Source organism: Amylibacter sp. IMCC11727 (assembly GCF_029854195.1).
Taxonomy (GTDB): domain Bacteria; phylum Pseudomonadota; class Alphaproteobacteria; order Rhodobacterales; family Rhodobacteraceae; genus Amylibacter.
Genome location: NZ_CP122960.1, coordinates 3427683 through 3452935, shown reverse-complemented (window position 1 = coordinate 3452935; position 25253 = coordinate 3427683). Strand labels below are relative to the sequence as shown.

General features: G+C 53.7%; 27 protein-coding genes. 10 read left to right on the top strand and 17 right to left on the bottom strand.

Going from position 1 to position 25253, the window contains the following annotated elements:
• Nucleotides 1-279 precede the first annotated feature (279 nt).
• From rpsT to QBD29_RS17275, 5 genes are all read right to left on the bottom strand, one after another.
• Nucleotides 280-543 (bottom strand): 30S ribosomal protein S20, encoded by a 264-nt coding sequence (rpsT, locus tag QBD29_RS17295; RefSeq protein ID WP_280099323.1) that lies wholly within the window; start codon nt 541-543, stop codon nt 280-282.
• Between the two features lie 86 nt (nt 544-629).
• Nucleotides 630-1406, bottom strand: a complete 777-nt coding sequence (locus QBD29_RS17290; RefSeq protein WP_280100996.1) for an enoyl-CoA hydratase — start codon at nt 1404-1406, stop codon at nt 630-632.
• 62 nt (nt 1407-1468) lie between these two features.
• On the bottom strand, nt 1469-2338 hold the full coding sequence (mutM, locus tag QBD29_RS17285) for a bifunctional DNA-formamidopyrimidine glycosylase/DNA-(apurinic or apyrimidinic site) lyase (protein WP_280099322.1): 870 nt from the start codon (nt 2336-2338) through the stop codon (nt 1469-1471).
• Between the two features lie 67 nt (nt 2339-2405).
• On the bottom strand, nt 2406-3020 hold the full coding sequence (locus QBD29_RS17280) for a hypothetical protein (RefSeq protein ID WP_280099321.1): 615 nt from the start codon (nt 3018-3020) through the stop codon (nt 2406-2408).
• A 78-nt stretch (nt 3021-3098) separates the two neighbouring features.
• Complete coding sequence (locus QBD29_RS17275; protein ID WP_280099320.1) at nt 3099-3710, bottom strand: hypothetical protein; 612 nt, start codon at nt 3708-3710, stop codon at nt 3099-3101.
• 152 nt (nt 3711-3862) lie between these two features.
• Between QBD29_RS17275 and ubiE the strand changes: the two genes are divergently transcribed.
• From ubiE to QBD29_RS17260, 3 genes are all read left to right on the top strand, one after another.
• Nucleotides 3863-4612, top strand: coding sequence for a bifunctional demethylmenaquinone methyltransferase/2-methoxy-6-polyprenyl-1,4-benzoquinol methylase UbiE (gene ubiE / locus QBD29_RS17270; RefSeq protein ID WP_280099319.1), 750 nt, complete (start codon nt 3863-3865; stop codon nt 4610-4612).
• Nucleotides 4613-4710: 98 nt separating this feature from the next.
• Nucleotides 4711-6234, top strand: coding sequence for a 2-polyprenylphenol 6-hydroxylase (gene ubiB / locus QBD29_RS17265; RefSeq protein ID WP_280099318.1), 1524 nt, complete (start codon nt 4711-4713; stop codon nt 6232-6234).
• Nucleotides 6231-6461: a hypothetical protein gene (locus QBD29_RS17260; RefSeq protein WP_280099317.1), complete on the top strand. Its 231-nt coding sequence runs from the start codon at nt 6231-6233 to the stop codon at nt 6459-6461. Before ubiB ends, QBD29_RS17260 begins: the two co-directional genes overlap by 4 nt.
• Nucleotides 6462-6539: 78 nt before the next feature.
• Here QBD29_RS17260 and QBD29_RS17255 read toward each other — a convergent pair whose 3' ends face one another.
• Both QBD29_RS17255 and QBD29_RS17250 read right to left on the bottom strand, forming a co-directional pair.
• Nucleotides 6540-7568: a phosphotransferase gene (locus QBD29_RS17255; protein ID WP_280099316.1), complete on the bottom strand. Its 1029-nt coding sequence runs from the start codon at nt 7566-7568 to the stop codon at nt 6540-6542.
• Nucleotides 7562-8785 carry a urate hydroxylase PuuD gene (locus tag QBD29_RS17250; protein ID WP_280099315.1) on the bottom strand — a complete coding sequence of 408 codons (1224 nt, stop codon included), beginning with the start codon at nt 8783-8785 and terminating at the stop codon, nt 7562-7564. Before QBD29_RS17250 ends, QBD29_RS17255 begins: the two co-directional genes overlap by 7 nt.
• Before the next feature lie 106 nt (nt 8786-8891).
• Between QBD29_RS17250 and QBD29_RS17245 the strand changes: the two genes are divergently transcribed.
• Nucleotides 8892-9800 carry a LysR family transcriptional regulator gene (locus QBD29_RS17245; protein WP_280099314.1) on the top strand — a complete coding sequence of 303 codons (909 nt, stop codon included), beginning with the start codon at nt 8892-8894 and terminating at the stop codon, nt 9798-9800.
• 19 nt (nt 9801-9819) lie between these two features.
• Here the strand turns inward: QBD29_RS17245 and QBD29_RS17240 are convergent, their stop codons facing one another.
• Nucleotides 9820-10926, bottom strand: a complete 1107-nt coding sequence (locus QBD29_RS17240) for a mandelate racemase/muconate lactonizing enzyme family protein (protein WP_280099313.1) — start codon at nt 10924-10926, stop codon at nt 9820-9822.
• Between the two features lie 26 nt (nt 10927-10952).
• The gene (gene uraH / locus QBD29_RS17235) at nt 10953-11309 is read right to left on the bottom strand and encodes a hydroxyisourate hydrolase (protein ID WP_280099312.1); all 357 of its coding nucleotides are present in this window, start codon (nt 11307-11309) and stop codon (nt 10953-10955) included.
• A gap of 152 nt (nt 11310-11461) precedes the next feature.
• On the opposite strand from uraH, the gene puuE reads away from it, so the two are divergent.
• The 5 genes from puuE (at nt 11462) to QBD29_RS17210 (ending at nt 16121) form a co-directional block, all read left to right on the top strand.
• Entirely contained in the window at nt 11462-12880 is a 1419-nt protein-coding gene (gene puuE, locus QBD29_RS17230) for an allantoinase PuuE (protein ID WP_280099311.1), read from the top strand.
• The gene (locus QBD29_RS17225; RefSeq protein WP_280099310.1) at nt 12877-13689 is read left to right on the top strand and encodes a bifunctional allantoicase/(S)-ureidoglycine aminohydrolase; all 813 of its coding nucleotides are present in this window, start codon (nt 12877-12879) and stop codon (nt 13687-13689) included. The genes puuE and QBD29_RS17225 overlap by 4 nt, the downstream gene beginning before the upstream one ends.
• Entirely contained in the window at nt 13686-14174 is a 489-nt protein-coding gene (locus QBD29_RS17220; protein WP_280099309.1) for an ureidoglycolate lyase, read from the top strand. Before QBD29_RS17225 ends, QBD29_RS17220 begins: the two co-directional genes overlap by 4 nt.
• A gap of 65 nt (nt 14175-14239) precedes the next feature.
• Nucleotides 14240-15595 (top strand): nucleobase:cation symporter-2 family protein, encoded by a 1356-nt coding sequence (locus tag QBD29_RS17215; RefSeq protein ID WP_280099308.1) that lies wholly within the window; start codon nt 14240-14242, stop codon nt 15593-15595.
• 130 nt (nt 15596-15725) lie between these two features.
• Nucleotides 15726-16121, top strand: coding sequence for a RidA family protein (locus tag QBD29_RS17210; RefSeq protein WP_280099307.1), 396 nt, complete (start codon nt 15726-15728; stop codon nt 16119-16121).
• Nucleotides 16122-16179: 58 nt separating this feature from the next.
• Here the strand turns inward: QBD29_RS17210 and QBD29_RS17205 are convergent, their stop codons facing one another.
• The 6 genes from QBD29_RS17205 to QBD29_RS17180 form a co-directional block, all read right to left on the bottom strand.
• Nucleotides 16180-17046, bottom strand: coding sequence for a 2OG-Fe(II) oxygenase (locus QBD29_RS17205; RefSeq protein WP_280099306.1), 867 nt, complete (start codon nt 17044-17046; stop codon nt 16180-16182).
• 70 nt (nt 17047-17116) lie between these two features.
• Nucleotides 17117-17848: a gamma-glutamyl-gamma-aminobutyrate hydrolase family protein gene (locus tag QBD29_RS17200; protein WP_280099305.1), complete on the bottom strand. Its 732-nt coding sequence runs from the start codon at nt 17846-17848 to the stop codon at nt 17117-17119.
• A 178-nt stretch (nt 17849-18026) separates the two neighbouring features.
• A complete protein-coding gene (locus tag QBD29_RS17195) occupies nt 18027-18593 on the bottom strand; it encodes a sarcosine oxidase subunit gamma family protein (RefSeq protein ID WP_280099304.1) in 567 nt (188 codons plus the stop codon).
• Nucleotides 18586-21534 carry a sarcosine oxidase subunit alpha family protein gene (locus QBD29_RS17190; RefSeq protein ID WP_280099303.1) on the bottom strand — a complete coding sequence of 983 codons (2949 nt, stop codon included), beginning with the start codon at nt 21532-21534 and terminating at the stop codon, nt 18586-18588. The genes QBD29_RS17195 and QBD29_RS17190 overlap by 8 nt, the downstream gene beginning before the upstream one ends.
• A complete protein-coding gene (locus tag QBD29_RS17185) occupies nt 21531-21818 on the bottom strand; it encodes a sarcosine oxidase subunit delta (RefSeq protein WP_280099302.1) in 288 nt (95 codons plus the stop codon). Before QBD29_RS17185 ends, QBD29_RS17190 begins: the two co-directional genes overlap by 4 nt.
• 12 nt (nt 21819-21830) lie before the next feature.
• Nucleotides 21831-23081: a sarcosine oxidase subunit beta family protein gene (locus QBD29_RS17180; RefSeq protein WP_280099301.1), complete on the bottom strand. Its 1251-nt coding sequence runs from the start codon at nt 23079-23081 to the stop codon at nt 21831-21833.
• Nucleotides 23082-23164: 83 nt separating this feature from the next.
• Between QBD29_RS17180 and QBD29_RS17175 the strand changes: the two genes are divergently transcribed.
• Nucleotides 23165-24130: a GlxA family transcriptional regulator gene (locus QBD29_RS17175; protein ID WP_280099300.1), complete on the top strand. Its 966-nt coding sequence runs from the start codon at nt 23165-23167 to the stop codon at nt 24128-24130.
• On the opposite strand, the gene QBD29_RS17170 is transcribed toward QBD29_RS17175, so the two are convergent.
• Together QBD29_RS17170 and QBD29_RS17165 are read right to left on the bottom strand one after the other, a co-directional pair.
• Complete coding sequence (locus tag QBD29_RS17170; RefSeq protein WP_280099299.1) at nt 24127-24684, bottom strand: pilus assembly protein; 558 nt, start codon at nt 24682-24684, stop codon at nt 24127-24129. The two genes, QBD29_RS17175 and QBD29_RS17170, sit on opposite strands and share 4 nt — an antisense overlap.
• Nucleotides 24684-25226 carry a pilus assembly protein gene (locus QBD29_RS17165; RefSeq protein ID WP_280099298.1) on the bottom strand — a complete coding sequence of 181 codons (543 nt, stop codon included), beginning with the start codon at nt 25224-25226 and terminating at the stop codon, nt 24684-24686. Before QBD29_RS17165 ends, QBD29_RS17170 begins: the two co-directional genes overlap by 1 nt.
• Nucleotides 25227-25253: the final 27 nt, after the last annotated feature.

Sequence of the window (25253 nt, the reverse complement as noted above, 5' to 3'; positions counted from 1 at the left end):
CCTAAGCAGGCAACGTGAACACCGTAATTCGAATTGTGGAATGCGTCGGTAGCAGACACCGAAGCAACTCAAGCAACCTATTAAACTGGGGGCTCTGTCTCAACGGGATCAAATGCAGAACATCGGTGGCCAACCCGATTCTTTTTGAAACCATGTTCCAGATGCAACATTCGCGTTTCGGGTTGTCGCCGCATCATCTGTGGTCGAACTTCTGATCAAACACAAAAAAACAGGGCCCGTTTGGACCCTGCCTTCATTCTTTGCAAACCAAAGGTGGTTTTACGCCAGCGCCTTAACGCGTGCAGCAAGGCGGGACATTTTCCGGCTTGCTGTGTTCTTGTGCAGAACGCCTTTGGACACACCGCGCATCATTTCTGGCTGAACATCTTTCAGCGCAGCTGCTGCAACAGCTTGATCCCCACCAGCGATCGCCTCTTCTACTTTACGCAGATAGGTACGGATCCGCGAACGGCGGGCTTTGTTTACTTCCGTGCGGCGTTCGATTTGACGGGCACGTTTCTTTGCTTGTGGCGAGTTAGCCATGATATAATTCCTGTATCTTACGGATTCGAAAGATGAACCGCGTCTTTAGGACCACTCCGTTTATAAGTCAACGGGGCAATCCGCGTTTATTTGCCCCTAAACTTCGGGGATCGTTTTTCAATAAAGGCTGACATGCCTTCAGACTGATCTTCGGTGGCGAAAAGGGAATGGAACAAACGCCGTTCAAACAAGATCCCTTCGCGTAACGTTGTTTCATAAGACCGATCAACAGCTTCTTTCACGGCCATAGTTGTCAGGGTCGATTTCTCGGCAATTTTTGCCGCCGTCGCCATGACATCTTCCATCAGTTTCTTGGCAGGAACAATGCGGCTTACCAACCCAGAACGCTCCGCCTCTTCGGCATCCATGAACCGCCCTGTCAGGTGCATTTCCATGGATTTCGATTTGCCCACAAACCGCGTCAAACGCTGGCTGCCGCCAATCCCTGCAATAACACCAAGGTTAATCTCGGGCTGACCAAATTTTGCGGTATCCGAACAGATGATAAAGTCACACATCATCGCCAATTCGCACCCGCCGCCCAGCGCATAACCCGAAACCGCAGCAATAATAGGCTTGCGACAACGCAAAATCGCCTCGGTCTGTTCGGTGAAATAATCGGTCGAAAACATATCCACAAACGATTGTGGCGCCATTTCTGTGATGTCCGCCCCCGCAGCAAATGCCTTTTCGCTGCCTGTCAGAACGATACACCGTACCTTGTCATTGTCGCTCATCGCGCCCAACGCCGTTGCCAGTTCGGACAGCAATTGCTGATTCAAAGCATTCAACGCATCAGGTCGGTTCAGGGTGATCACGCCAACATGATCTTCCACATCCACATTCAGGGTTTCATAGCCCATTAAAGCACTCATTCGCAGTTTCTTGACCGCCCACGCTTATCACGGAGGGGTCCAGATTCAACCTAAGACTGACAATCGTTACAGTAAAACGAAGATCGGCCAGATTGCACCGCACGTCTGATGGTTCCCGCACAACCGTTTGTTTTACAAGGCTCTCCCTCGCGTCCATAGACAGCGAAAGAGTGTTGAAAATATCCCAGTTCCCCATCGGCCTGACGATAATCTTTCAACGAAGAGCCCCCCGATTCGATGGCTTCCCCCAAAACTTGGCGAATCGCAGGGACCAAACTGGCCACACGTTTGGCACTTAACCCGCCTGCTTTGCGCAGCGGCGATATCCCCGTGCGCCACAGCGCCTCGCAGACGTAAATATTGCCCAACCCCGCCACAATCCGTTGATCTAGCAATACCGATTTAATCGGTGAATTTTTCCCCTTCAGCGCCGCCTTGAAATACGCCTCATCAAATGCGTTCCCCATCGGCTCAGGTCCCAGCACCGCAAGCAGCTTATGCGTCTCTCCTGTGTCCGTGGCAAACATATCCATCGACCCGAACCGCCGCGCATCGTTAAACGTAATGCGCGTGCCGTCCTCCATATCCAACACCACGTGATCATGTTTTTCGGGCGCGGGATGCAGATGATGAAAGTCCCCCAACATATCTTTGGCATCCCCAGTTGGCGCGGCAATCGTCATGCGCCCCGACATCCCCAGATGAATCAGAATCGTCTCGCCCGTGTCCAAATCCCCTAGGATGTATTTTGACCGCCGCCGCAACCGCTCTATCCGCGCACCGGTCAACCGCTCCGCCATACGTTCAGGAAACGGCCAACGCAGATCAGGTCGGCGCACGTCTGCAACCGCAATCCGTTTGCCCACCATCGCAGGCTCCAGCCCACGGCGGACGGTTTCAACTTCGGGAAGTTCAGGCATGGCAGATTAATCCTACGGCGGCTTCACGCCTTCCAACCATGCCTGATGATAACTTGCAACGTTCGCCTCAAAGCTCGCCGCGATTATTTGCAGCGATCCCGCGCATTGTGTTCATAAATTTTTCGCTGTTCCCGAAATCCAATCCCAACGTCACGCTGCGCCCGTTCAAAAACGTTAATTCAGGTGTGCGAACGCCATAGGACGGCACCTGTTTGATGCTGCGCAACTCGTTCAAAAATGTTGTGCGCGTCACAGGAAAATCATTCACGATGCTAATTTTATCGCCTTCAATGACGATGTAATTGAACAACAACTTGGAAATGCAAAACAGCAACGATCCAAAACAAACCACCGCACCGAGGAAAAATTTCCCGAAATGACCGCTTTCTTCAAAGCTCAATTCCCACCCACCTGATGTGGCCTGAGCAAACCAGCCCAAATAGGCAACGCAGAATATTGCATAAAGCAAAAACCCAACACGCGTAAGCAAAGGCGGACGCAAAACCGTGCGTTTAAATTCATAGTGCGGCAAATCTGTTCTGGGATGCCTGCTGCGGCCTCGATCCCACTCGTTTTTTGCCCGAAGACCCAAAAGCCGCCAACCGACCAGAACAATTCCAAAACCAAATACGGCGAGCGCGGCCCCCATCACGGGAATCCCGCCAATTTCCAATCCACTCATAACACTCCTCAACTGCAGTTTTTTATGCTTATGCAACCCTAGGTGGCTCCAAAAAATGGCAAAACAATGGCGGCACATTCACCGCGAAATGTTGTGTGCCACGCGCGCTCTCATGTCCGCACTGAAAGCGTTGCTGTCCGTGATAAACTTCAACACTTCGACCTTGCGTCCATCGGCAAACCACAACTTCCACGTCCCATTGGTGGCCGACGTCATACTGTCCAGTTCCCGCAGGTCATATTCTGTTAACCTGAACGTCCAGCCACGCACCCACAGCGTGTCATGCTCATAGCGCACCGAAAACGTCCAACTGAACAGCACGTAATATGCGATCCCGCCGATCAACAAGGCGTCCATGTACGACAGCGCATATTCCTTCACGGTGATCATGTCGTAATACCAATAAATCCCAAATCCCATCACGGCCAACGATGCGCCACGCAACCCCATAGTCACAGTCATCTGCCGCTCTCCATCAATGCGCCGCGTTCCTCGGGTGCTCCCCAGCGCAAACACTTTGTTTAAAATGGCCTGATCAACATGCAGCTGATGTCCATTTTCATCGACCAGCCAGCCCTTTTTTAGAATGCTCATAACCATAGAATATCCAAACAACACCAAAGGGGCCAACAAAGCCAACCAAAAGGCCCCGCCGAGTATCTTGTCTAAAATCAGGTCTATGTCAGTCATTGCTCTGCTCGTTGTTTTTTGCGTTTTATGTACAAAAATTCTGGCAAGAATTTGGCGCGGCCTGTGGCGCTGGCACAACATGCGCCCGATGCCGCATTCCCCCCACGCAAAACACGGACTATATGGGACATATCGCACAGTCGGAGGCTGCAATGACCGAATCGCAAAACACCACACACTTCGGGTTCAAAACCGTCAATGAAACTGAAAAAGCAGGCATGGTCGAAGGACTGTTTTCCTCGGTTGCATCGAAATACGACGTGATGAACGATGCCATGTCCATGGGCATCCACCGCATCTGGAAAGACGCGATGATGGATTGGCTTGCCCCGCGCAATGGTCAAAAGCTGTTGGATGTGGCTGGTGGCACTGGGGATATTGCGTTTCGGTTTTTGAAACGTGCGCCCGAAGCCCACGCCACCGTCTTTGATATGACCCAAGGTATGCTGGACGCTGGGCGTGAACGGGCAGAAGCTGCGGATATGGCCGACCGTCTGGATTGGGTTTGCGGGGATGCGATGGCCATGCCTTTTGCGGACAACAGTTTTGATGTTTACACCATCTCTCTTGGCATCCGAAATGTTACCCGCCCAGCTGACGCCTTAGCCGAGGCTTACCGCGTACTGAAACCTGGTGGGCGGTTGATGGTCTTGGAATTATCACAAATTCCAAATCCAGCACTGCAATGGGCCTATGACAAATATTCGTTCAACGTCATCCCAAAGATGGGCAAGGTGATTGCCAATGACGCAGACAGTTATCAATATCTCGTCGAATCGATCCGCCGTTTCCCCGATCAGGATACATTTTTGCAAATGGTCAAAGACGCTGGCTTTGAAAACGCGAAATATCGCAACTTAAGCATGGGTATCGTGGCGCTGCACTCTGGCTGGAAAATCTAATGCCATTTAACCATGTCCTCACTGCCCCGCACCCGATGCGGGGCTTCGTATCTACCAACGACGGGAACCGGATCACGTTCGGGACGGTCGCGTAAACCATGCGCGGCCCGCACAACATTTGGCGTCTGATCCGCACAGGCGCTACGTTTGAACGCACAGGCGCGATGAAAATCGCGCTCGAAGCTTTGGACGCACCTGCCCCGGTGCGCATCGCCGCACGGGTGCTCGGCTGGCCATTCAAATGGCTCGGCCTCAAGGGCGACGTGACCCAGCCCCCTGTTTTGCGCGCCATCACGGCACTCGGCCCCGCCTACATTAAATTTGGCCAACTTATGTCCACCCGCCCCGATGTGGTGGGCACGGAAATGGCAAACGAACTGCGCGTCCTGCAAGACGCAGTTCCGCCTTTCGCAATGGATATCGCACGGGCGGAAATTGAAACCGCACTTGGCGCACCGATTGACGATATCTTCTCGGATTTCTCAGAACCCGTTGCCGCCGCGTCCATTGCCCAAGTTCACCGCGCCCATCTGCGCGACACAGGCCAAGAAGTGGCCGTCAAAGTCCTGCGCCCTGGCATTGAACGCGCCTTTGCCAAAGACACTGACGCATTTTATTTTGCCGCGCAGATGATCGAACTGTTGTCCTCATCTGCCCGCCGTTTGCGCCCGACACAGGTCATCCAACACTTTGCCGACACCGTAAAAGGCGAACTTGATCTGCGCATGGAAGCCTCTGCCGCGGATCAGTTTTACACCAACACCCAAAACGACAAAGGCTTCTCTGTTCCCCGCGTGGTGTGGCAGCATTCCGCACGATCCGTCATGACTCTGGAATGGGCCAACGGCACCAACATGGGGGATGTTGAAGCCTTGCAAAATGCGGGCCACAACCTGCCACAAATCGGCGCAAGCATTGTGCAATTCTTCCTCGGTCACGCGCTACGCGATGGGTATTTCCACGCCGACATGCACCAAGGTAACCTCAAGGTCGCACCAAACGGTGATCTGATCGCGCTCGATTTTGGCATTATGGGCCAGATCGACGAATACACCCGCCGCGTCTATGCCGAAATCCTCATCGGATTTATCCGCAAAGATTACCGCCGCGTTGCCGAAGTCCATTTCGAAGCAGGATACGTCCCCGCCAACCAAGACGTGGACGCCTTCGCCCTTGCCCTACGCTCTGTTGGCGAACCGATCTTTGGCCAAGATGCCACCAAGATTTCTATGGCCCGCCTGCTCGCCCATCTGTTCGACGTGACCGAACGCTTTGGCATGGAAACCCGCACTGAACTGATCCTTCTGCAACGCACCATGGTGGTTGTCGAAGGCGTCGGTCGCTCCCTCGATCCGACCCTCAACATCTGGGAAGTGGCCAAGCCCGTTGTCGAAAAATACATCACCGACAATCTTGGCCCCAAGGCCCTGTTGCGCGACCTCAGACGGACCGTGCAAACCCTGTCCCGCTTTGGCCCACAACTGCCACAATTGGTGGAAAACGCCCTGCTGCGCACCGCCGCTCCACCCGAAGAGCCCAAACGCCCATCCAAATGGCGTGGGGTGGCTTGGTTCATTCTTGGCGGGGCTGTTGTGGCCGCAACGATGACATATCTGGCATGATCCGCAGGGCAATCAGCCTGTTTTTCTTCGCCTGTGCCGCCCTGTGCGCCTTTGCTTATTACGATCGCTACTACAAATGGCGCGACTGCTTTAACGAACTCGGCCGTTGTTTTGATCCCGAAACCGCTTCGGTCTATTTGGAACAATCAGGCATCGCTTGGGCGCTATTCTTTATCATTCTGATCATTCCCGCCTTAATCCTATGGTTCAAAAAACCAAAGTCTTAGACACCGTTGTGCCACCCAATTTAACACCCTGCATCTATGAAGCTTCATTTATGACGCTTCATAGATGCAGGGTCATAATTAACCGTCTGTTAAGGATTGGAGCATCTCGGCTCCGACCTTATGATCCTCACAAAATGCAATCAACCGCTCCAAATCCGCGCGTCGCCACGCTTGTTTATGGGGCGTTGCATTGTCCAACTGCGTCGTCGCCATCGCTGTGATGAACAGCCGCCACACAGCGCCAAACACATAATCCGCCCGACAATCGTTTAACGAATACCCCGCCACGCCCAACGCCGCGTGATAGCGCACAATCATTGCATCTTCGCACGCGCGCCGTACATTTGGCTGGACCGAACTGATCAGGAAAAACGCCAGATCATGCACACCTTTTCCACGGCCCATAAACTGCCAATCTAGCAAGACAGCGCCTTTTCCAAACAGCACATTATCGAGTTGCGCATCGCGGTGAACAATCGTCTGCGGCCCTGCTATGTTTCGCGTAAAAATCCCACGCGCATCCGCGGCCAACGCATCGCCCAGTGCCACAAACCAATCCGGCAAAACCACACCTGGCAGCAATCCCGCAACTACCGTAGGATAGGCCGCCCACATCTGCGCGAAATCAAACTCGTCCAGCAGCGCCAAAGCAGGCACATCCGAAATTGCTTCACGTTCCCAGAACGCGCCATGCACCGCAGCCAATGTATCCACAACCGCCGCGATATCTGCTGTGTCACACCCCGCCAAAAACGAAACCGCGCGTAAATTGCCCATATCCTCAATCACCAGCGCACTCGCCCCGGTATCAGGATCATACGCCCCAAAAGGGCAATCTGGCACGGGTAAATCCTGCCCTGCACTCATCTGGTAAAACTGAACTTCTCGCGCGTTTCCCCGGGCAAACATCGCCCGCAGTTTTGCATCCTCAGGTGACAGCTTTGCCACCACAGACCCATCGTTTAACGTCACACGAAACAACCCGCCGCCTGTGAATCCTTCGTTCACGCCAATCTGTTCAACACCCAAAACGGAAACCGCGCGGCCCAGCACTCGACTCAACCACGCAGATGAAATTTCTTCAGATGAATTGGGGAAATCTACCACAAAGACGGCGCAGCCTTTCGATACCACTCTACGATTTTCGCCCGCTCATCTGGTTCGATCAGCGTACGGTTCCCCGGTGGCATAGCGTGCGTAATCCCTGCCTGCAAATAAATATCTCGCGCCGCTGTGGCGATACGCGCTTCATTGTCCAGTTTCACACCTTTAGGCGCCCATAAAACGCCTTCGTAAAATGGCTCATCCGCGTGACACATGGAACAGCGCCCCATGACAATGTCATGCACTTCGTCAAACCCCTCAGCACTCGCAAACCGCTCCGCGGTTGGCGTCATCGCCACCGCATCCACCTCTGGGTCGCGGCCCAATGTGGACACCCACATGATGATGACAAAAATCACCGTGGTCGCGATCCACGTCCAATGCGGATTGCCGGATCGTGCGTGCATAGAGTTGAAATAATGCCGAATGGTCACGCCCATCAAAAAGATCAGGCTCGCAATTACCCAATTATACTCTACCGCAAAGGCCAGTGGATAATGGTTGCTCAGCATTAAGAAGATCACAGGCAATGTCAGATAATTGTTATGCGTGCTGCGTTGCTTTGCGATTTTGCCGTACTTCGGATCAGGCTTGCGCCCCGCCTTCAAATCCGCAACCACCACACGTTGGTTCGGCATGATGATAAAGAACACGTTGCCAGACATAATCGTCGCTGTGATCGCCCCCAGATGCAGCATCGTCGCCCGCCCTGAAAACACTTGCGTATACGCATAGGCCAGAACCACCAGCAGAATATAAAGCGCAATCATCAGGCGGGTGTTGTCATCGCCAAACTTTGATTTGCACAACAGATCGTAAATCACCCAAACCGCAGCCAGTGACCCAACGGAAATGCAAATCGCCTGCCACGCCGCCAGATCCGCAACCTGCGGGTCAATCAAAAACATATCCGCGCCAAGGTAATACACCACCACCATCATCGCGAACCCAGACAGCCACGTGGCGTAGCTTTCCCACTTAAACCACGTCAGATGTTCGGGCATCGCATTCGGGGCCACCAGATACTTTTGGATGTGGTAAAACCCACCCCCATGCACCTGCCACTCTTCGCCATCGGCGGGGCCTTCAATGTTGCGGTTCAATCCCAAATCCAGCGCGATGAAATAGAACGACGACCCGATCCACGCAATCGCAGTGATCACATGCAACCAACGGATCGCGAAATACAGCCAATCGCTGATAACAGCCAATTCAAACATAGCGGCAACTCCCTTTGGCGCATAAACTCGCCCAAACGCGCTTTCCTGTAAATCGCAATAATAACCAAGCACTTTCAAAAATGCCCGATAAATGGCAAAAGAGGCCATGCCCTACGTTACCACACTCAAAATTTTCCGCCGCGTTTACGAACTCGGCAACATGTCCGCCGCGGCACGGGATCAACGGGTCTCTCCTGCCGTGGCATCGTCGCGCATGGCCGAGCTTGAAAACCACCTCGGCGTGCGCCTGTTCAACCGCACCACACGCTCGCTTGCACCCACCGAACACGGGCGCCTGTTTTACGAAGGGTCGGGCAAAATCCTCGACGCGATTGAAGAGGCCGAAGCCGCCATCGCAGATCACGCAAAATCCCCGCGCGGCTCCATCTATGTGGCTGCTCCTTTGGGGATCGGTCGCCGCTTCATCGCGCCAGCGGTTCCCGATTTCAAAGACTCTTATCCCAATACAGATGTCCGCCTGCGCATGTCTGATCGCAAAATCGATCTGACCGCCGAAGGTCTCGACATCATGTTTTTTCTCGGCACCCCTGCCGACAGCACCCATCGTGTGCGCACCATCGCCGAATGCCCGCGCATCCTCTGCGCCGCACCCAGCTATATCGCTGCCCACGGTATGCCGCAAAACGGCGCAGACCTGATCGCAGACAAACACGCCTGCTTGCTGCTCCGCTACCCAGGTGCCACCGAATTTCAGTGGTCGCTTCAAACAGCAGGCCACACGAAATCTTATCCCGTAACGGGGCCATTTGAATCCGACGACGGCGATGTCCTCACAGAATGGGCGCTCGCAGGCCACGGCATCATCAACAAACCCCTATTCGAAGTCGCAAGCCACCTTGCCGACGGAACCCTGATCGAAGTGGCAACCGAAACACCCCCAACGCCCGTGTTCCTCGGCTGCCTGTATCCGCACAAAAAACACCAAGATCCGAAAATTCGCCTGTTCATCGACCATATGGTCGCACGGTGCAAAGATGTGCTGGCCAAGGCTTAGGCATCACACATCACATTCATCAGTCAAATGACGCAACCATCCTGCCGATTCTGTCCTCACTGGGATTGATCCCAAGCCCAACACCGGTTGGCACATCAAAATACCCGTCCTTCATTTTGATCCCGTTTTCAGGGTCATAATGCTCTTCGATGTAATTCCCCGCGGTCCACACACAGTCAAGCAATCGCGGCTCCACCGTGGCCGCCAAATGCAGGATCGCCGCCGAAACGATATCGCCGCCCCAACTGTCCTCCACCGTGTGAGGCATCGCGCGCGACGCGGCCACGTCGCGAACAGCCATCATATTGGTCAGCCCGCCCAATCGGGTCACTTTAAACCCAAACCCGTCACAAATGCCCATTTCAATCGCACGCAGAACATCGTGCAAACTTTCGGTGCTTTCATCGACAATTATGGGATGAACAATCTGGCTGCGGATGCTTGCGATCTCATCCATCGTGTTGCACGGCTGTTCAAAGCTGAATGGAATATCCGCACAGGCCAACGACAATGCCTTAGCCTGCGCCGCTAACATGCCTCTGTTTGGGTCAGCAACCAAAGACGCCCTGCCTTTGCAAACGTCCCAAGCGGCCCGCACCACGTCGATATCGGTGGCCACATTTCGCCCACCAACTTTGATCTGAATGCGTTTGTACCCCATGTCGATCTTATCAGACACGATTTTCGCCACCTCATCGGGCGCACCAATGCCAACCGCATAATACGCAGGCAAACGGTTCTGTTCTGCACCCCCCAAAAGATCACAAACTCGGGCGCCATAATGTTTGCCCGTCAAATCCCAAAGCGCGATATCAATCGCGGCTTTGGCGTAATTGTGCCCTTCCAACAAGCCATTCATCAAACGCATAACCGTCAACGGTTGGTGTGCGGGCGCACCGATCAAATGCGGGGCCATTTCTTTTATTGCCGCCACCGCACCCAAAGCATGCGCAGGCTGATACGTAGGCCCAAGCGGCGCAACCTCGCCCCATCCCACCAAACCAGTGTCAGATTCAATCCTCACAATGGTTGTTGTAATTTCGTTCAGGGTGACACGCGACATTGTATAAGGCCCACCAACAATCGGCAGCGCCTTTGTGAACAGCTGTATGTTTTGAATGCGCATCACTTATCCCCTGTGTTGGCCCCGCGTCAGCTTCCTCTGTACGTTGAATATCCAAACGGGGAAAGCAACAAGGGAACATGGTAATGCGCTTCTGCATCATTCATCCCGAATCGAATGGGAACCACGTCCAAAAACAGGGGTTCGGCTTGTGCGCCCGCCGTGCGCCGCAAATACGCGCCCGCTTGAAACACCAACTCATATTCGCCAGTTGCAAAATCCTCAGCTGCCAAAATTGGCGCATCTGTCCGCCCATCTGCGTTTGTCGTCATCGTGACAATATGGTCCCGCGTGTCACCGTTGATCCGATAAAGCGCGATTTCCAATCCAGCCGCAGGAACACCCAGCGCCGTATCCAAAACATGTGTCGAAAGCCAGCCAGCCATATCCGTGTCCTTTTTGTTAATTTAGGTGTCCTATCCCACGCACGGCCTTTACAAAACAGCCGCTCCGCGCAATCAACACTTTCAAGCATTATTTGATAATGCGTGTTAACAATATCGTATATCCAGCAAATACCACGTCAAGAGACTCAAACATGAACCGTTATCCACGCAATATGCAGGGCTATGGCCCAAATCCACCCGCAGCGAATTGGCCCAACAACGCCAAAATCGCGGTGCAATTTGTGGTGAATTACGAAGAAGGCGGTGAAAACTGCACCCTGCACGGGGACGGTCAGTCAGAAGCATTCTTGTCCGAAGTCGTCGGCGCGGCCAACTGGCCAAACCAGCGACATTGGAACATGGAAAGCATGTACGAATACGGCGCGCGCGCTGGCTTTTGGCGGGTACATCGCCTGTTCACTGAACACGACATTCCTGTCACGGTGTACGGCGTGGCCACTGCGCTGGCCCGTTCACCACATCAGGTAGCCGCCATGCAATCCGCCGATTGGGAAATCGCGTCCCACGGACTAAAGTGGATTGAATACAAAGACTTCGACAAAGAAGCCGAAGCATCCCATCTGGCAGAAGCGATCCGCATTCACACCGAGGTTACAGGCGAACGCCCCCGCGGTTGGTACACGGGCCGTTGCTCTGCGCATACAGTTGATATCGTGTCCGAAGAGGGCGGCTTTGCCTACTGCTCAGACACCTATGATGACGACCTGCCTTACTGGCGCACCCACGCTGGGCGCGACCAACTCATCATCCCTTACACACTTGATGCAAACGACATGCGCTTTGCCTCTGCCCAAGGTTTCAACTCTGGCGACCAATTCTTCACCTACCTCAAAGACAGCTTCGATGCGCTCTATCGCGAAGGCGAAAATGGCGCGCCCAAGATGATGACAATCGGTCTCCATTGCCGCCTGATCGGCCGTCCGGGCCGCATCGAATCGCTGCGCAAATTTGTCGAATACGCCAAATCGAAAGCAGATGTCTGGTTCGCCCGCCGCATCGACATTGCCGAACACTGGATCGAAAACCATCCCCCAATGACCCAAGACATCGTCCCATCCGAACTCGACCTCGACACCTTCGTTCAAAACTACGGTGGTATTTTCGAACACTCCCCTTGGATCGCCGAAGGCGCGCACAGGCTTGAACTTGGCCCCGCACACGACACGGCAATCGGCCTGCACTCGGCCCTATGCCGCGTCTTCCGTGCCGCATCAGAGGATCAACGCCTCGGCGTTCTCAAAGCCCACCCAGACCTTGCAGGCAAACTCGCCGCCGCCAAACAACTGACAGCCGAAAGCACGGCAGAGCAAGCCTCTGCGGGGCTCGACGCGCTAACAGATGAAGAACGCGAAACGTTCCAAGCGCTCAACAGTGAATACACCACAAAATTCGGCTTTCCTTTCATCATCGCCGTGAAAGGTCTGAGCAAAGACGACATTCTCACCGCCTTCAAAACCCGCATCCACAACAGCCGCGATGCCGAACTCGCCACCGCCTGTAAACAAGTGGAACGCATCGCGCTTCTGCGCCTGACGGACATTTTGCCATGACCAATTATTACACCCCCAAGGGCGGTTTGCCCCCCCAAACACAAATCATGACAGACCGCGCGGTGTTCACCGATGCCTATGCCGTGATCCCCAAAGGCACGCTGATGGATATCACCACCAGCCAACTGCCCCATTGGGACAAATCCCGCGCATGGATCATCGCACGCCCGCTCACAGGCTTTGCCGAAACCTTCAGCCACTACATCATGGAAGTGTCTGAAAACGGTGGCTCCACCCGCCCCGACACAGACCCAACTGCGCAATCTGTGTTGTTTGTCGTGTCTGGCGAAATTAAGGTCACACTGTCAGGCGAAACCCATGTCCTCGGCGAAGGGGGTTATGCCTATCTGCCCGCAGGTGCGAAATGGACCCTCGCCAACGCCAAACCTGATGCCGCCACGTTCCATTGGATCCGCAAACGGTATCAGGCGGTGGATGGCATCGACGCCCCAACACCCTTCTTTACCAATGAACAGGACGTGGCCCCGAACGTCATGGCCAACACCGACGATTGGTCCACCACCCGTTTCGTGGAACCCGACGACCTGCGTCACGACATGCACGTCAACATCGTGAACTTTAAACCAGGCGGAAACATTCCATTCGCTGAAACCCACGTGATGGAACACGGGTTGTATGTGCTCGAAGGCAAAGCGGTTTATCGCCTCAACGCTGATTGGGTCGAGGTGGAAGCAGGCGATTACATGTGGCTGCGCGCTTTCTGCCCACAAGCCTGCGTGGCTTCCGGTCCAGGCCCATTCCGCTATCTTCTCTACAAAGATGTCAACCGCCACGCGGGGTTCCTATGACCATCTTCACCGAACCCCTCACTGCTGACGCATTCGCCCCGTTTGGCGATGTGCTGGCTGCGGATTCGGTGAATCCAAAAACCATTAATCAGGGCAAGTGCAAACGCCACCACGATTTGGCAAACCTTGATCTGTCAAACGGCCGCGCAGGCGTTTCCATCTTTAAGGCAGAGCCGCGCGAACTGCCCTACACACTTGATCTCGTGGAACGCCACCCAGACGGCGCACAAACCTTTATCCCGATGTCAGAACATCCGTTCCTGATCATCGTTGCCTCGGATGACAATGGAACACCCACCAACATCCGCGCCTTTGTCAGCAACGGCGCACAGGCCATCAACTTTCACCGAAACACATGGCACGGGGTTTTAACCCCGCTCCATGCACCCGGACTTTTCGCAGTGGTGGACCGCATTGGGACCGGTCCAAACCTCGAAGAGCATTGGCTTGAAACTCCTTTGAGAATTGAGGAACCAAGCCTATAAACCAAGCATAGTTGCGCAATAGACGCGACACATCGTGGGCAACCACACAACAACAGGGGACAAAAATGTCTGACAACTCAATTGGGACCCCGGAACAACTCCGCGACCCGAATTACACACCTCCACTCGCCAAAGCGATCCCGCTTGGCATCCAACACGTGCTGGCCATGTTCGTATCCAACGTCACTCCTGCGATCATCATCGCAGGCGTTGCTGGTTTTGGCTTTGGCGCACCTGGCATGGACATCGGCGCAATCGTGTACCTGATCCAAATGGCCATGCTGTTTGCGGGCGTTGCCACATTGATCCAAACCATCGGCATCGGTCCGGTGGGTGCAAAACTGCCTATCGTGCAAGGCACTTCATTTGCCTTCCTGCCAGTGATGATCCCAGCCATGCTCGGCGCGGGCACTGCGGGTCTTGGCGGCTTGATGGCCGGCGTCATGATCGGCGGCTTATTCCATGCCTTTCTTGGCCTGTTCGTTGGCAGAATCCGCTTTGCCCTGCCACCGCTGGTCACGGGCCTCATCGTTCTGATGATTGGTCTTGCCTTGATCAAAGTTGGCATCCAATACGCCGCTGGCGGTGCTGGCGACTTTAACATGTCCAAACCCACATGGGGCGGCCTGTCCAACTGGTTCCAAGCGCTCGTCGTGATTCTTGTGACCCTCGGCCTCAAGTTCTTTGCACGCGGCCTACTGTCCGTCTCTGCCGTTCTGGTTGGCCTGATCGCAGGCTACGTCGTGGCCTACATCATGGGTGACGTGAACCTTGGCAATGTCGGCAACGCAGGTTGGTTCGCTTTGCCAAGCCCATTCAAGTTTGGCTTTGATATCAACTGGGCGATCATCATCGGCATGTGTCTCATGGCCTTTATCTCGGCCATCGAAACCGTGGGCGACGTATCAGGCATCACCAAAGGGGGCGCTGGCCGTGAAGCAACGGATGCAGAGGTTACCGGTGCAACATTCGCAGACGGTCTTGGTTCCGCCATCGCTGGTGTTTTCGGCTCTTTGCCAAACACCTCGTTCTCACAGAACGTTGGCCTTATCGCCATGACAGGGGTTATGTCCCGCCACGTGGTCACAATTGGTGCGATCTTCCTGATCATCTGTGGCTTGATCCCGAAAGTGGGCGCAGTCATTAACACCGTTCCGATCCAAGTGCTCGGCGGTGGCGTGATCGTGATGTTCGGGATGGTTGCCGCCGCAGGCGCATCCATGTTGTCCGACGTCAACTGGAACAGCCGCAACATGGTTATCTTCGCCGTATCCTTGTCTGTTGGTCTTGGCCTTCAGCAAGTGCCAAACGCGATGGCGTTCTTGGGTGATACAGCGAAAATCCTGATGACTTCAGGCTTGCTGCCAGCTGCGTTCTTGGCAATCGTCTTGAACCTGATCCTACCAGAAGATCTCGGCTAAACCATAGCCCAACTAAATGCCAAAGCCCCGCCATAACTGGTGGGGCTTTTTTGTACGCTTCACACTTGTTGCCACTTTTTGTCAGTAGTCTCGGTTTAAACCGACCTTACATTCAAAAAGGAATACAACAATGGAACGTAACGCAATCAACCCTTGGACCTGGTCCCAAAACCTCGGCTACAACCAAGGCGAAGTCATCACTGGCGCAACCCACCAATTGAACATCGCGGGACAAACCGCCGTCGATGAAAACGGTGCGCCTCAACACGCTGGCGACATGCGCGCCCAAATTGCACTGGCGCTTGATAACCTTCAGGCTGTCTTGGCAGGGGCCAACATGACCCTCGCCAACATCACCCAACTGCGCATCTATGCCACCGACGTGGACGAAGCGATGAAGAATTTCGATCTGCTCGGCATGCGCTTTGGCCCTCTGCAAGCATCCCCACCAATGACATTGCTCGGCGTTACACGCCTCGCAATTGCGCCGCTGATGTTCGAGATCGAGGCAGTCGCGGCGAGCTAACCCTTCGAAAACCCCGTTATAACAACGGGGTTTTCTTGCCACCTTTTTTTGAAATTCGTCAGCCTTGAGCACGGCCCAATGCGCGGCGAATCTTCGACATCACGGTGGCCTTTAATCGCCGCAGCAATCCATGAGTTGTGTCCGTATCATAGTGATCGACCCCAGGCAGCCAGCCAGATGTCACAACCAACCTACGAAAGGTCGACGTAACAGATCGCGGTGAAACTCCATGCAAGGCATCGCTGGTTGTCAAAAACAACACATAACGATTGGGACGATATTCGATTGTGTTGACCAAATTCAACAAGTCACGATCAACAGACACTGGCCACTCTGATCGCGACGCGTCATCTTTCCAGTTAAATATCTCCAAATCGCCACCCGTGGAGTCATCATTCTCATGGCGAAAATACAAAAGCCCGACATAGGCCTTACGAATACTGTCGGTATGCGCACCGCGCACGCTCGATACTTCTGTGACGGGTGTATTGATGCCAACCGTGCTACGCGCCTTAACGTCACGCGCATTAACAAAGTCATCAACCCCAATTTTGCCAGACAAGTTAGGTCCAAGCGCGTTCACATTAAACTGTTTTCCGGAGTCACTGTCCTCGGTAAAATCTGGGAAAAGATTAAACACTTCTTCTACAAATTCAGGGCTGTCGTGACGGTTCAAAAAGGCCTGCCACTCTGGTGCGGCGGCATCAAACGAAAACTCTGCAGCGCCCCATTTGGACAGCAAGTTATATCGGTGATTGTTTCGCGTACGCATCTTTTCGGGCAGGTTCATCGGGTCAGGGTATGACTGCGCCAGTTGGTCATAAACATCCTGTGGAAGCGCATCGTCAACAATGATGTGCGGAAAGGGTTCGTGACGCACCATAGACACATCTGCTTTGTCTAAGACGCTCGGAAAATCGGTCATTGAAGCCACCTCAAAAAAGGAACCTTAGTCTCCCATGGGTAGACGCAAGCGTCAATTGTTGCTGGAGATTCTATTTTTGTGCGGCCCCAACCAACCCATCGAACAACTTCTGCTGACTCGGATCATCCGCCGCAGACACCTCAGGATGCCACTGCACCGCCAATGAATACGGATGCCCCGCGACCTCCAACCCTTCGACAATCCCGTCGGGGGCCACGGCCGAAACCACCAACCCATCCGCCACGGTTTTCACGCCTTGATGATGGCCCGAATACGTTTTCACATGATCCGTTCCCATCACCTCAAACAGCTTTGATCCGCGATCCACATCCACGGGCTGCACGGTCCAAAATCCATCATCCCCACGATGGATGTCTGGGTTCTGCACATCGGGAATATGCTCATGCAGATCGCCACCGTAAAACACGTTCAACAACTGCATCCCACGACAGATGAACAGCGCAGGAATTGCACCGTCTTCCATCACGCGACGGATCAGTTCCATCTCCGTGTCGTCCCGTTCTCGCGATACTTTCAACAAATTCGGATGGTTCGGATCGCCACCATACAGCGTTGGATCAATGTCAGTTCCGCCTGTAAACACAAACCCATCTACCAGCGCAATCCAATCGCTCAGGTCCGCCTCGTTCGGGGGCAACAACACGGGCAATCCGCCCGCGCGGCGCACAGCATCCACATACTGCGACGGGCTCGCGTAATAATCATCGTACAGGAAATTCTCCACCGCCACATCACCACGGCCATAGGTCAGAATGCCAATCACGGGTTTCTTTGATGCCATGAACAAGTCTCTTTTTCTGGCAATGCAACGCTTCTTAACAGAACTTAACTTATGTTGCGTCACAGGTTAACGCAGAAAAAGGAACACACTACCCATACCTAAGGGACCCCTGTTTCTGGGTAGTTTGCTTTTTTCTGAAATCAGCAATTTGCCACACTCGTTAACGGCGTGCACTGCCTTAGCTGACGTACTCGACCGAGGTTTCCAACGCGTGCAAAAACGAGCCCGCGGTGGAACTTGCAGACATGATCAGAAACGTGTCTTCACCCGTTCTACACAGCACCGCACCCATGTGTTCCATGTTCGTGCGCTCCGCCCGATCCACAGGGAATTTATCAGGATGCGTGTTGATCGGACACAGCCGTTCCAACGCCGCGCGGGCCAATGGGCCAGACAGCTCCAAGAACACCCAGTTGTTTGTCTGCTCCACGTAATACCCTGTATCTCCTAGCTTTTTCTCAATCGCTGGAACACCAGAATGGGCCGTATGGTTGAACAGGATCATAAACTGATCTTCGGCAAATGACATGACTCGCGCATCACCCTTACCGACAAAGCTTTCGCCTGCCGCTGGCGCATTCGCACCATAAGCCGTCTTTAGCTTTTTGTTCAACGCCGCCGCCCCATCTTTGGGAACAGACACCGCCACAGCGGCCATCTCTGTCAGCTCGCGCAAACGCGTGCCGTTCCAATCATGATTAAAACCATCGAGTACTGCTTTGGATTCTAACGTAAAATCAACCACGCAACCGCTCCCCTTCTGGGTCAAAGAAGTGCGCCGAAACGATCTCCACTTCGACATCTTTTTCGCGCACACCATCCCACGCTCGGATCACATCGCCCATGCGTGAACTGCCTGCTTTGACAAAGCCAAGACCGATGTGATGGCCCAGCGTCGGGGAATAGGCGACAGACGTCATCCACCCCAAATCCGTGTCCATCGTCGGCTCATCCCCTTTGTTGATGAAATGCGAACCACCGTCCAATTTCATAGACTTATCGACAGGTTGCAAACCAACAAGGTTCCAAATTTCGTCGCGGTTCATATAAGCCCGCTCGGACAATGTGTTGCCGATACAGTCTTTCTTCTTCGAAATCATCCGCCCCATGCCAAGGTTCTGCGCCGTGGTTTGTCCTGTCAATTCCGATGCAACTGCATGGCCCTTCTCGATCCGCATCACGCTCAGCGCTTCCAGACCGTACGGTACCACGTCAAATTCTTTACCAGCTTCGTGTAGAACCCTGATCATGCTATCGCCATATCGGCTCGGCACCGCAATTTCATAGGCCAGCTCACCCGAGAAAGAGATCCGGAACAACCGCGCAGGAATGCCACCACAAACGGTGATGTCCGCACAGGCCATAAATGGAAAGCCTTCGTTGCTGATGTCAAATTCCGCATCCACAACCTTGCGCAACAGATTGCGCGAGTTTGGCCCCGCAACCGCATACTGCGCCCAGCTGTCGGTGACAGACATGATGTGAACGTCCCAATCAGGATACAAACACTGACGAATGAAATCGAGGTGACGATAAATCGCCACAGCGTTCACGGTTGTTGTGGTCATCACAAAGTGATTTTCACCGAGCCGCGCGGTCGTTCCGTCATCCATACAGATGCCGTCTTCGCGCAGCATGATACCGTACCGCGTTTTACCAACGGCCAGTTTTGCGAACCCGTTGGCATAGGCCATGTTCAACAATTTCGCCGCATCACGGCCCTGAATGTCAATCTTACCAAGGGTCGTCACATCGCAAATTCCGACGGATTTACGGGTTTCAATCACTTCGCGATCCACACTGTCACGCCAGCCTTTTTCGTCGCCCTTCACATACCATTCTGCCCGCAACCACGGGCCAGATTCCACAAAAGACGCGCCGTTTTCACGGGCCCATTTGTCAGACGGTGTCAGGCGATACGGCTGAAAGCTCTTCCCTTTTGCACGGCCCGCCAAAGCACCCATTGGAACAGGTGAATATGGTGGACGGAAAATCGTTGTACCCGTTTCTGGGATCGATTGCCCCCGCGCTTCGGCCATAATGGCAAGGCCCAGAACGTTGGCTGTTTTACCCTGATCCGTGGCCATCCCCATCGTGGTATAGCGTTTCAAATGCTCCACCGAACGGAAGCCTTCTTGCTCCGCTTGTTTTACATCTTTGGACGTCACATCGTTTTGCAGATCAACCCAAGCACGCTTTGTGCTTTCTTTCACATGCCAATACGCGGTGATGTTCGATGCTTCATCTTCGGCCTTATCCGCCGCTTTGCGTGACGCGGTAAAGCCCAGTTCCTTTACCGCAGCATTCGCTGCCGTGCGACCCTCTGCCAAACAAGCACCCGTGCCATACGTGCCGTTTGCCGACCCTGCTACGGACATACCTGGTGGCAGATCGCCCCCTGGCACAAACGCTGCAATGTCTTCACGCCATGCAGGACGACCCCGCTGATGGCACGTCAGATGCACATTGGGCGACCAACCACCTGCAACCGCAAGGCAATCCACATCCAACGTTTGACCGTTTGTCAGGGTGATACCTTTTAATGCCCGACGGCCCGACGTATCACTCACGCCAGCACCCATTGTAATGGATGCCCCAGCAATCGGCATCAAAGGTTCAATGTCACGGCTGTCGATCACCGCAGCCACATTTGCACCCGCTGCAACCAGATCGCTGGCCGTGTGCCAACCATCATCGTTGTTGGTGAACACTGCAATGGATTTCCCTGTGGCAACGCCCCAACGGTTTGCATACGCGCGAACGGACCCTGCCAGCATCACGCCAGGACGGTCGTTATTGCCAAAGGCGATTGAACGCTCTGTTGCACCCGCACACAGAATCGCACGGCCAGAATAAATCTTCCACGCGATGTTGCGTGGTTTGCCATTTGCACTGCGCAGGTGGTCTGTTTTCCGTTCCAACGCACCGTAAATTCCGTGGTCAAACGCGCCGTAAACCGTGGTGCGGTTCATGATCCGCACATTGTCCATGGCTTCCAATTCGGCCACAGCATTCCGCGCCCATTCTGCACCAGACACGCCGCCTACTTCAAAGGTCTCGGCGTTCAAACGGCCACCAAAGACACTGTCTTCGTCACACAACAGCACCTGCGCACCAGACCGACCAGCCGCCAAAGCAGCAGACAGACCAGCAGGGCCAGAACCGATGACCAAAACGTCACAATGCAGGAACCCTTTGTCGTAAACATCAGGATCAGACTCACCAGACAGTTTGCCCAAACCCGCAGCGGAGCGGATGAACGGTTCATATACTTTTTCCCAGAACGCCCGCGGCCACATGAAGGTTTTGTAATAGAACCCTGCACTTAGAAACGGAGACACGAGGTCGTTCAGAGCCAGCACATCAAATTCCAACGTGCCTTTGTGGTTTTGGCTCGTGGCATCCAAACCCTCAAACAGCTCTGCCACTGTGGCACGGGTGTTTGGTTCTTGGTACGCCCCTTTGCGCAATTGAACGAGCGCATTTGGCTCTTCTGAACCTGCGCTGAAAATACCGCGTGGGCGGTGGTATTTGAACGAACGCCCAACCAGTTTCACGCCGTTTGCCAACAGCGCAGACGCCAGTGTATCCCCTTGATACCCCTGCATGGTTTTGCCGTTCCAAGTGAACGAAATGGTTTGGCTGCGATCCACCAGACCGCCGTTAAGTCTCATATCTTGGCTCATGCGCTTCGCCCCCGTGCGCGGGCTTCATCGCGCGCCAATTTTACGTCTGTGATTTCGTGAGTTGTGGTGTCTCGTGTCACCACCAACCAGCTGCGATCACCTTGTTCGTGATACCACAACTCGCGATATTCTCCCGCTGGGTTGTCCCGCAAATACATGTAATCGTGGAACTTCTCTGCCGCGTTTTCATCATCATAATTTGGACGGTCAATCAGGGACACATCACCAAGGTGATAAAATTCGGAGCTGTCGCGCGGGCCGAGGAGTGGATGGTTAATAATCATATCTCTGGTCCCTTAGTGCAAGTTCGGTTGGGCGCCTTGGCCCTTTTCGTCGATCATTTGACCGCGCATAAAGCGGTCAAGACGGAAGCCCGTTGCCAATGGATGCGGTTCATCTTTGGCCAGCAAATGCGCATAGGCATCGCCAGATGCAGGGGTTGCTTTGAACCCGCCGTAACACCAGCCGCCGTTGAAATACAAACCATCGATGTGGGTCTTATCAATGAACGGTGTGCCGTCCATCGACATGTCCATAATACCACCCCACATCCGCAACAGGCGGGCGCGCCCCAGCATTGGCAGGAACGCCATCATATCCTCTGCACAGTGTTCGATAACTGGCAGGTTTCCGCGTTGGGCGTAGCTGTTGTATTTGTCGATATCGCCACCGAACACCAAACCACCTTTGTCGGATTGGCTGATGTACAGGTGACCCGCACCAAAGGTCACAACACCTGGGATCGTCAGTTTCAAACCTTCAGACACAAACGCTTGCAACACGTGGCTTTCAATCGGCAAACGCATGCCCGCCTTTTCCATCACGCGGCTGGAGGAACCCGCAACACAAACGCCAACCTTCTTGGCCTTAATCTTGCCCTTGCTGGTTTCGACACCCGTACAGATCCCGTTTTCGATCTGGAACCCAGTCACTTCGCAGTTTTGGATAATATCCACACCGTGCTGATCGGCCCCACGGGCATAACCCCAAGCCACCGCATCGTGACGGGCCGTACCTGCGCGGGGTTGCCACAAGCCGCATTTGATCGGGAAACGTTCATCATCAAAGTTCAGGAATGGGCATAGGTTGCGCACCCCTTCACGATCCAACAACACCGCATCCGCGCCAGACATTAGCATCGCATTGCCGCGACGAGCATAGGCATCACGCTGCGCATCGGAATGACCGAGGTTCAAGATGCCACGCTGGGACATCATCGCGTTGTAGTTCAGTTCTTGTTCCAGATTTTCCCACAGCTTCATGGAATGCTCATAGAACGGATTATTTTCGGGCAGCATATAGTTGGAGCGCACAATCGTGGTGTTGCGCCCGATGTTGCCAGAACCAAGCCAGCCTTTTTCTAGAACGGCGATATTCTTTTGACCGTATTTTTTAGCCAGATAGTAAGCCGTTGCCAAACCATGACCGCCGCCGCCGACGATAATGATGTCATATTCTTTCTTCGGCTCTGGTTCGCGCCAATGCGGCGTCCAACCTTTGTTGCCTGTCAGACCTTCGGTGAGGATTTTAAGTGCGGAAAAACGCATGGTGCAGCCCCGTTTGATTCCCGACGAGTGTCGCAGAAAGGTGGGGGTGGCGCATTCATTAAAACGACACTATTTTACGTTTTATGGCCAAGGCTTCGGAAACTTTCACAATCGGTATCGCGCCCATAGATGGGTTTGCATTGATGTCCTACGCCGCGATTGTAGAACCGTTGCGGGCTGCAAACACGCTAAGCGGGCAAAATTTGTACGATGTGACCGTTTTACAAACGTCCAAAACACCCGCGCAAAGTTCAAGTGCGGACCTTGTTCCACAGCAAGAACCAATGTCGGTAACGCAAGACTTTGATCTGGTTCTGGTCACGGCTGCGGGCAATGCGCTCGACTATGAAAACAAGGCGTTGGCGCAATGGTTGCGGGCCATGTCTCGCAAAGGCGCGCAAATCGGTGGGGTGTCAGCCGCGCCATTGTATTTGGCGCGCAATGGGCTGCTGGATGGGCGGCGTATGACCGTGCATTGGGAACATGCGGAATATTTAGAAGAATTGGCACCGGATGCGTTGTTCGAGCCATCGCTTTACGTGATTGACCGAGATCGTTTGACCTGCGGGGGTGGGACTGCGCCGATTGATCTGATGTTGGCGCTTATTTCCACGCACCACGGGCAAAAACTGGCGCAATTGGTTGGGGATTGGTTTTTGCACACCTCCATCCGCCCATCTGCGGGCCCGCAACGGGCCAGTTTGGCGGATCGGTATGGCACGGTAAACGCGCATGTTTTGGCTGCGCTCGAAGCCATGGAAGCCCATGTGGCCAATCCGTTAGAACTGTCGGCATTGGCCAAGATTGCAGGCACCAGTCCACGGCAGTTGACCCGATTATTTCTTGCAAATGTGGATGCAACGCCCATCGCGTTTGGCCGCAAAATTCGGTTGGAAAAGGCTCGCAACCTGTTGCAAACCGCCGCTTTGTCCGTATCTGAAATTGCGCTGATGACGGGATTTTCATCATCAGCGCATTTTTCATATGCCTATTCGGCAGAATATGGTGTGGCCCCGTCTAAATCGCGCGGCACGAGCAGCTCAGCTTAGGCGCAGTTACCGTCGCGTTCGAGCTTGGATGTGAACCGCGGGCTGATCACAACCTTCTTGGTCAGTGTCTTCGCGCTCAGGCCAATGTAATCCTGAAAGGGTACGAAATCCATATAGCTTTCAACGATGATAACAGCTTCGCCGTTCAAGATATTTGGAATCAGTTCCGTCGGAACTTCATCATTGTTCGCATAACCAGTGTGATTGCCAGACGCGCAGGTCCAATCAATTTGGTAAGTGTCATTCGTCCGTTCGATGCTGGAAATGCGAACATAAGTATCGTTCGAATTTTCGCCCATGATTGACGCAAACAAAGAGTTCATGTCGTCTTCGTAGTCAGCTTCCATTTCAAACTGACGCGACATCACGTCAGCAACGGTGTAGGTTGCCTTTACGGACCGCGTCCATTCGCTGTACGCGTCGAAAAACGTGAACGTTCCAGCAAACCAGAACACGATCAGCGGCATAACCAACAGAAATTCTACTGTGGTCGCGCCCTCTTCGTCGCGCTTTGCTTTGCGCAGTAAGTTTCGAATGTGATGTATCATATTCATTACTCCGGCTCGTTCATAAACGCGGTGTCGGCAACCAATGGAATGCCTTCTTCATTCACACCAGGGAACAGTGCAATGCCGTTTGGCATCATTGGGTCCACACGAATACAGGCGCGAATGTACATGATCTCAGACCGTTGGTTTGGCGTGAACGCACCCAGTGGGTTCAGATCATTTTCTTCGCGATCAACGCACTTATAATTTTTTGCGTAACCAGATGCAGGATCAAAGGTATCCATTTCCAAGTGCAGGTTTTCTTCGCAATCCTTGAAAACCAACGCGTTCTCACAGGTTTGACGTTTCGCCCATTGGTAGGTTGTTTCCGTTTCGAGCTGCGTTGGTGGAATGGAATACAACCGCAAATCACGCACGGTCATATCAATGGCGCGTTCCAACATCATCTGCTTGGTCATGATCAAACCAGTTTCAAAGATCCAGAAGAATCCTGTCAGAAACGTGGTTGCAACGATAACGAATTCTGCAGTTGAGTATCCGCCCTCATCGGAGCGGAAACTCTTTAGTTTTTTACGTAATTTCAACATGGCTGCTCGCTCTTTTTTATAAGTATG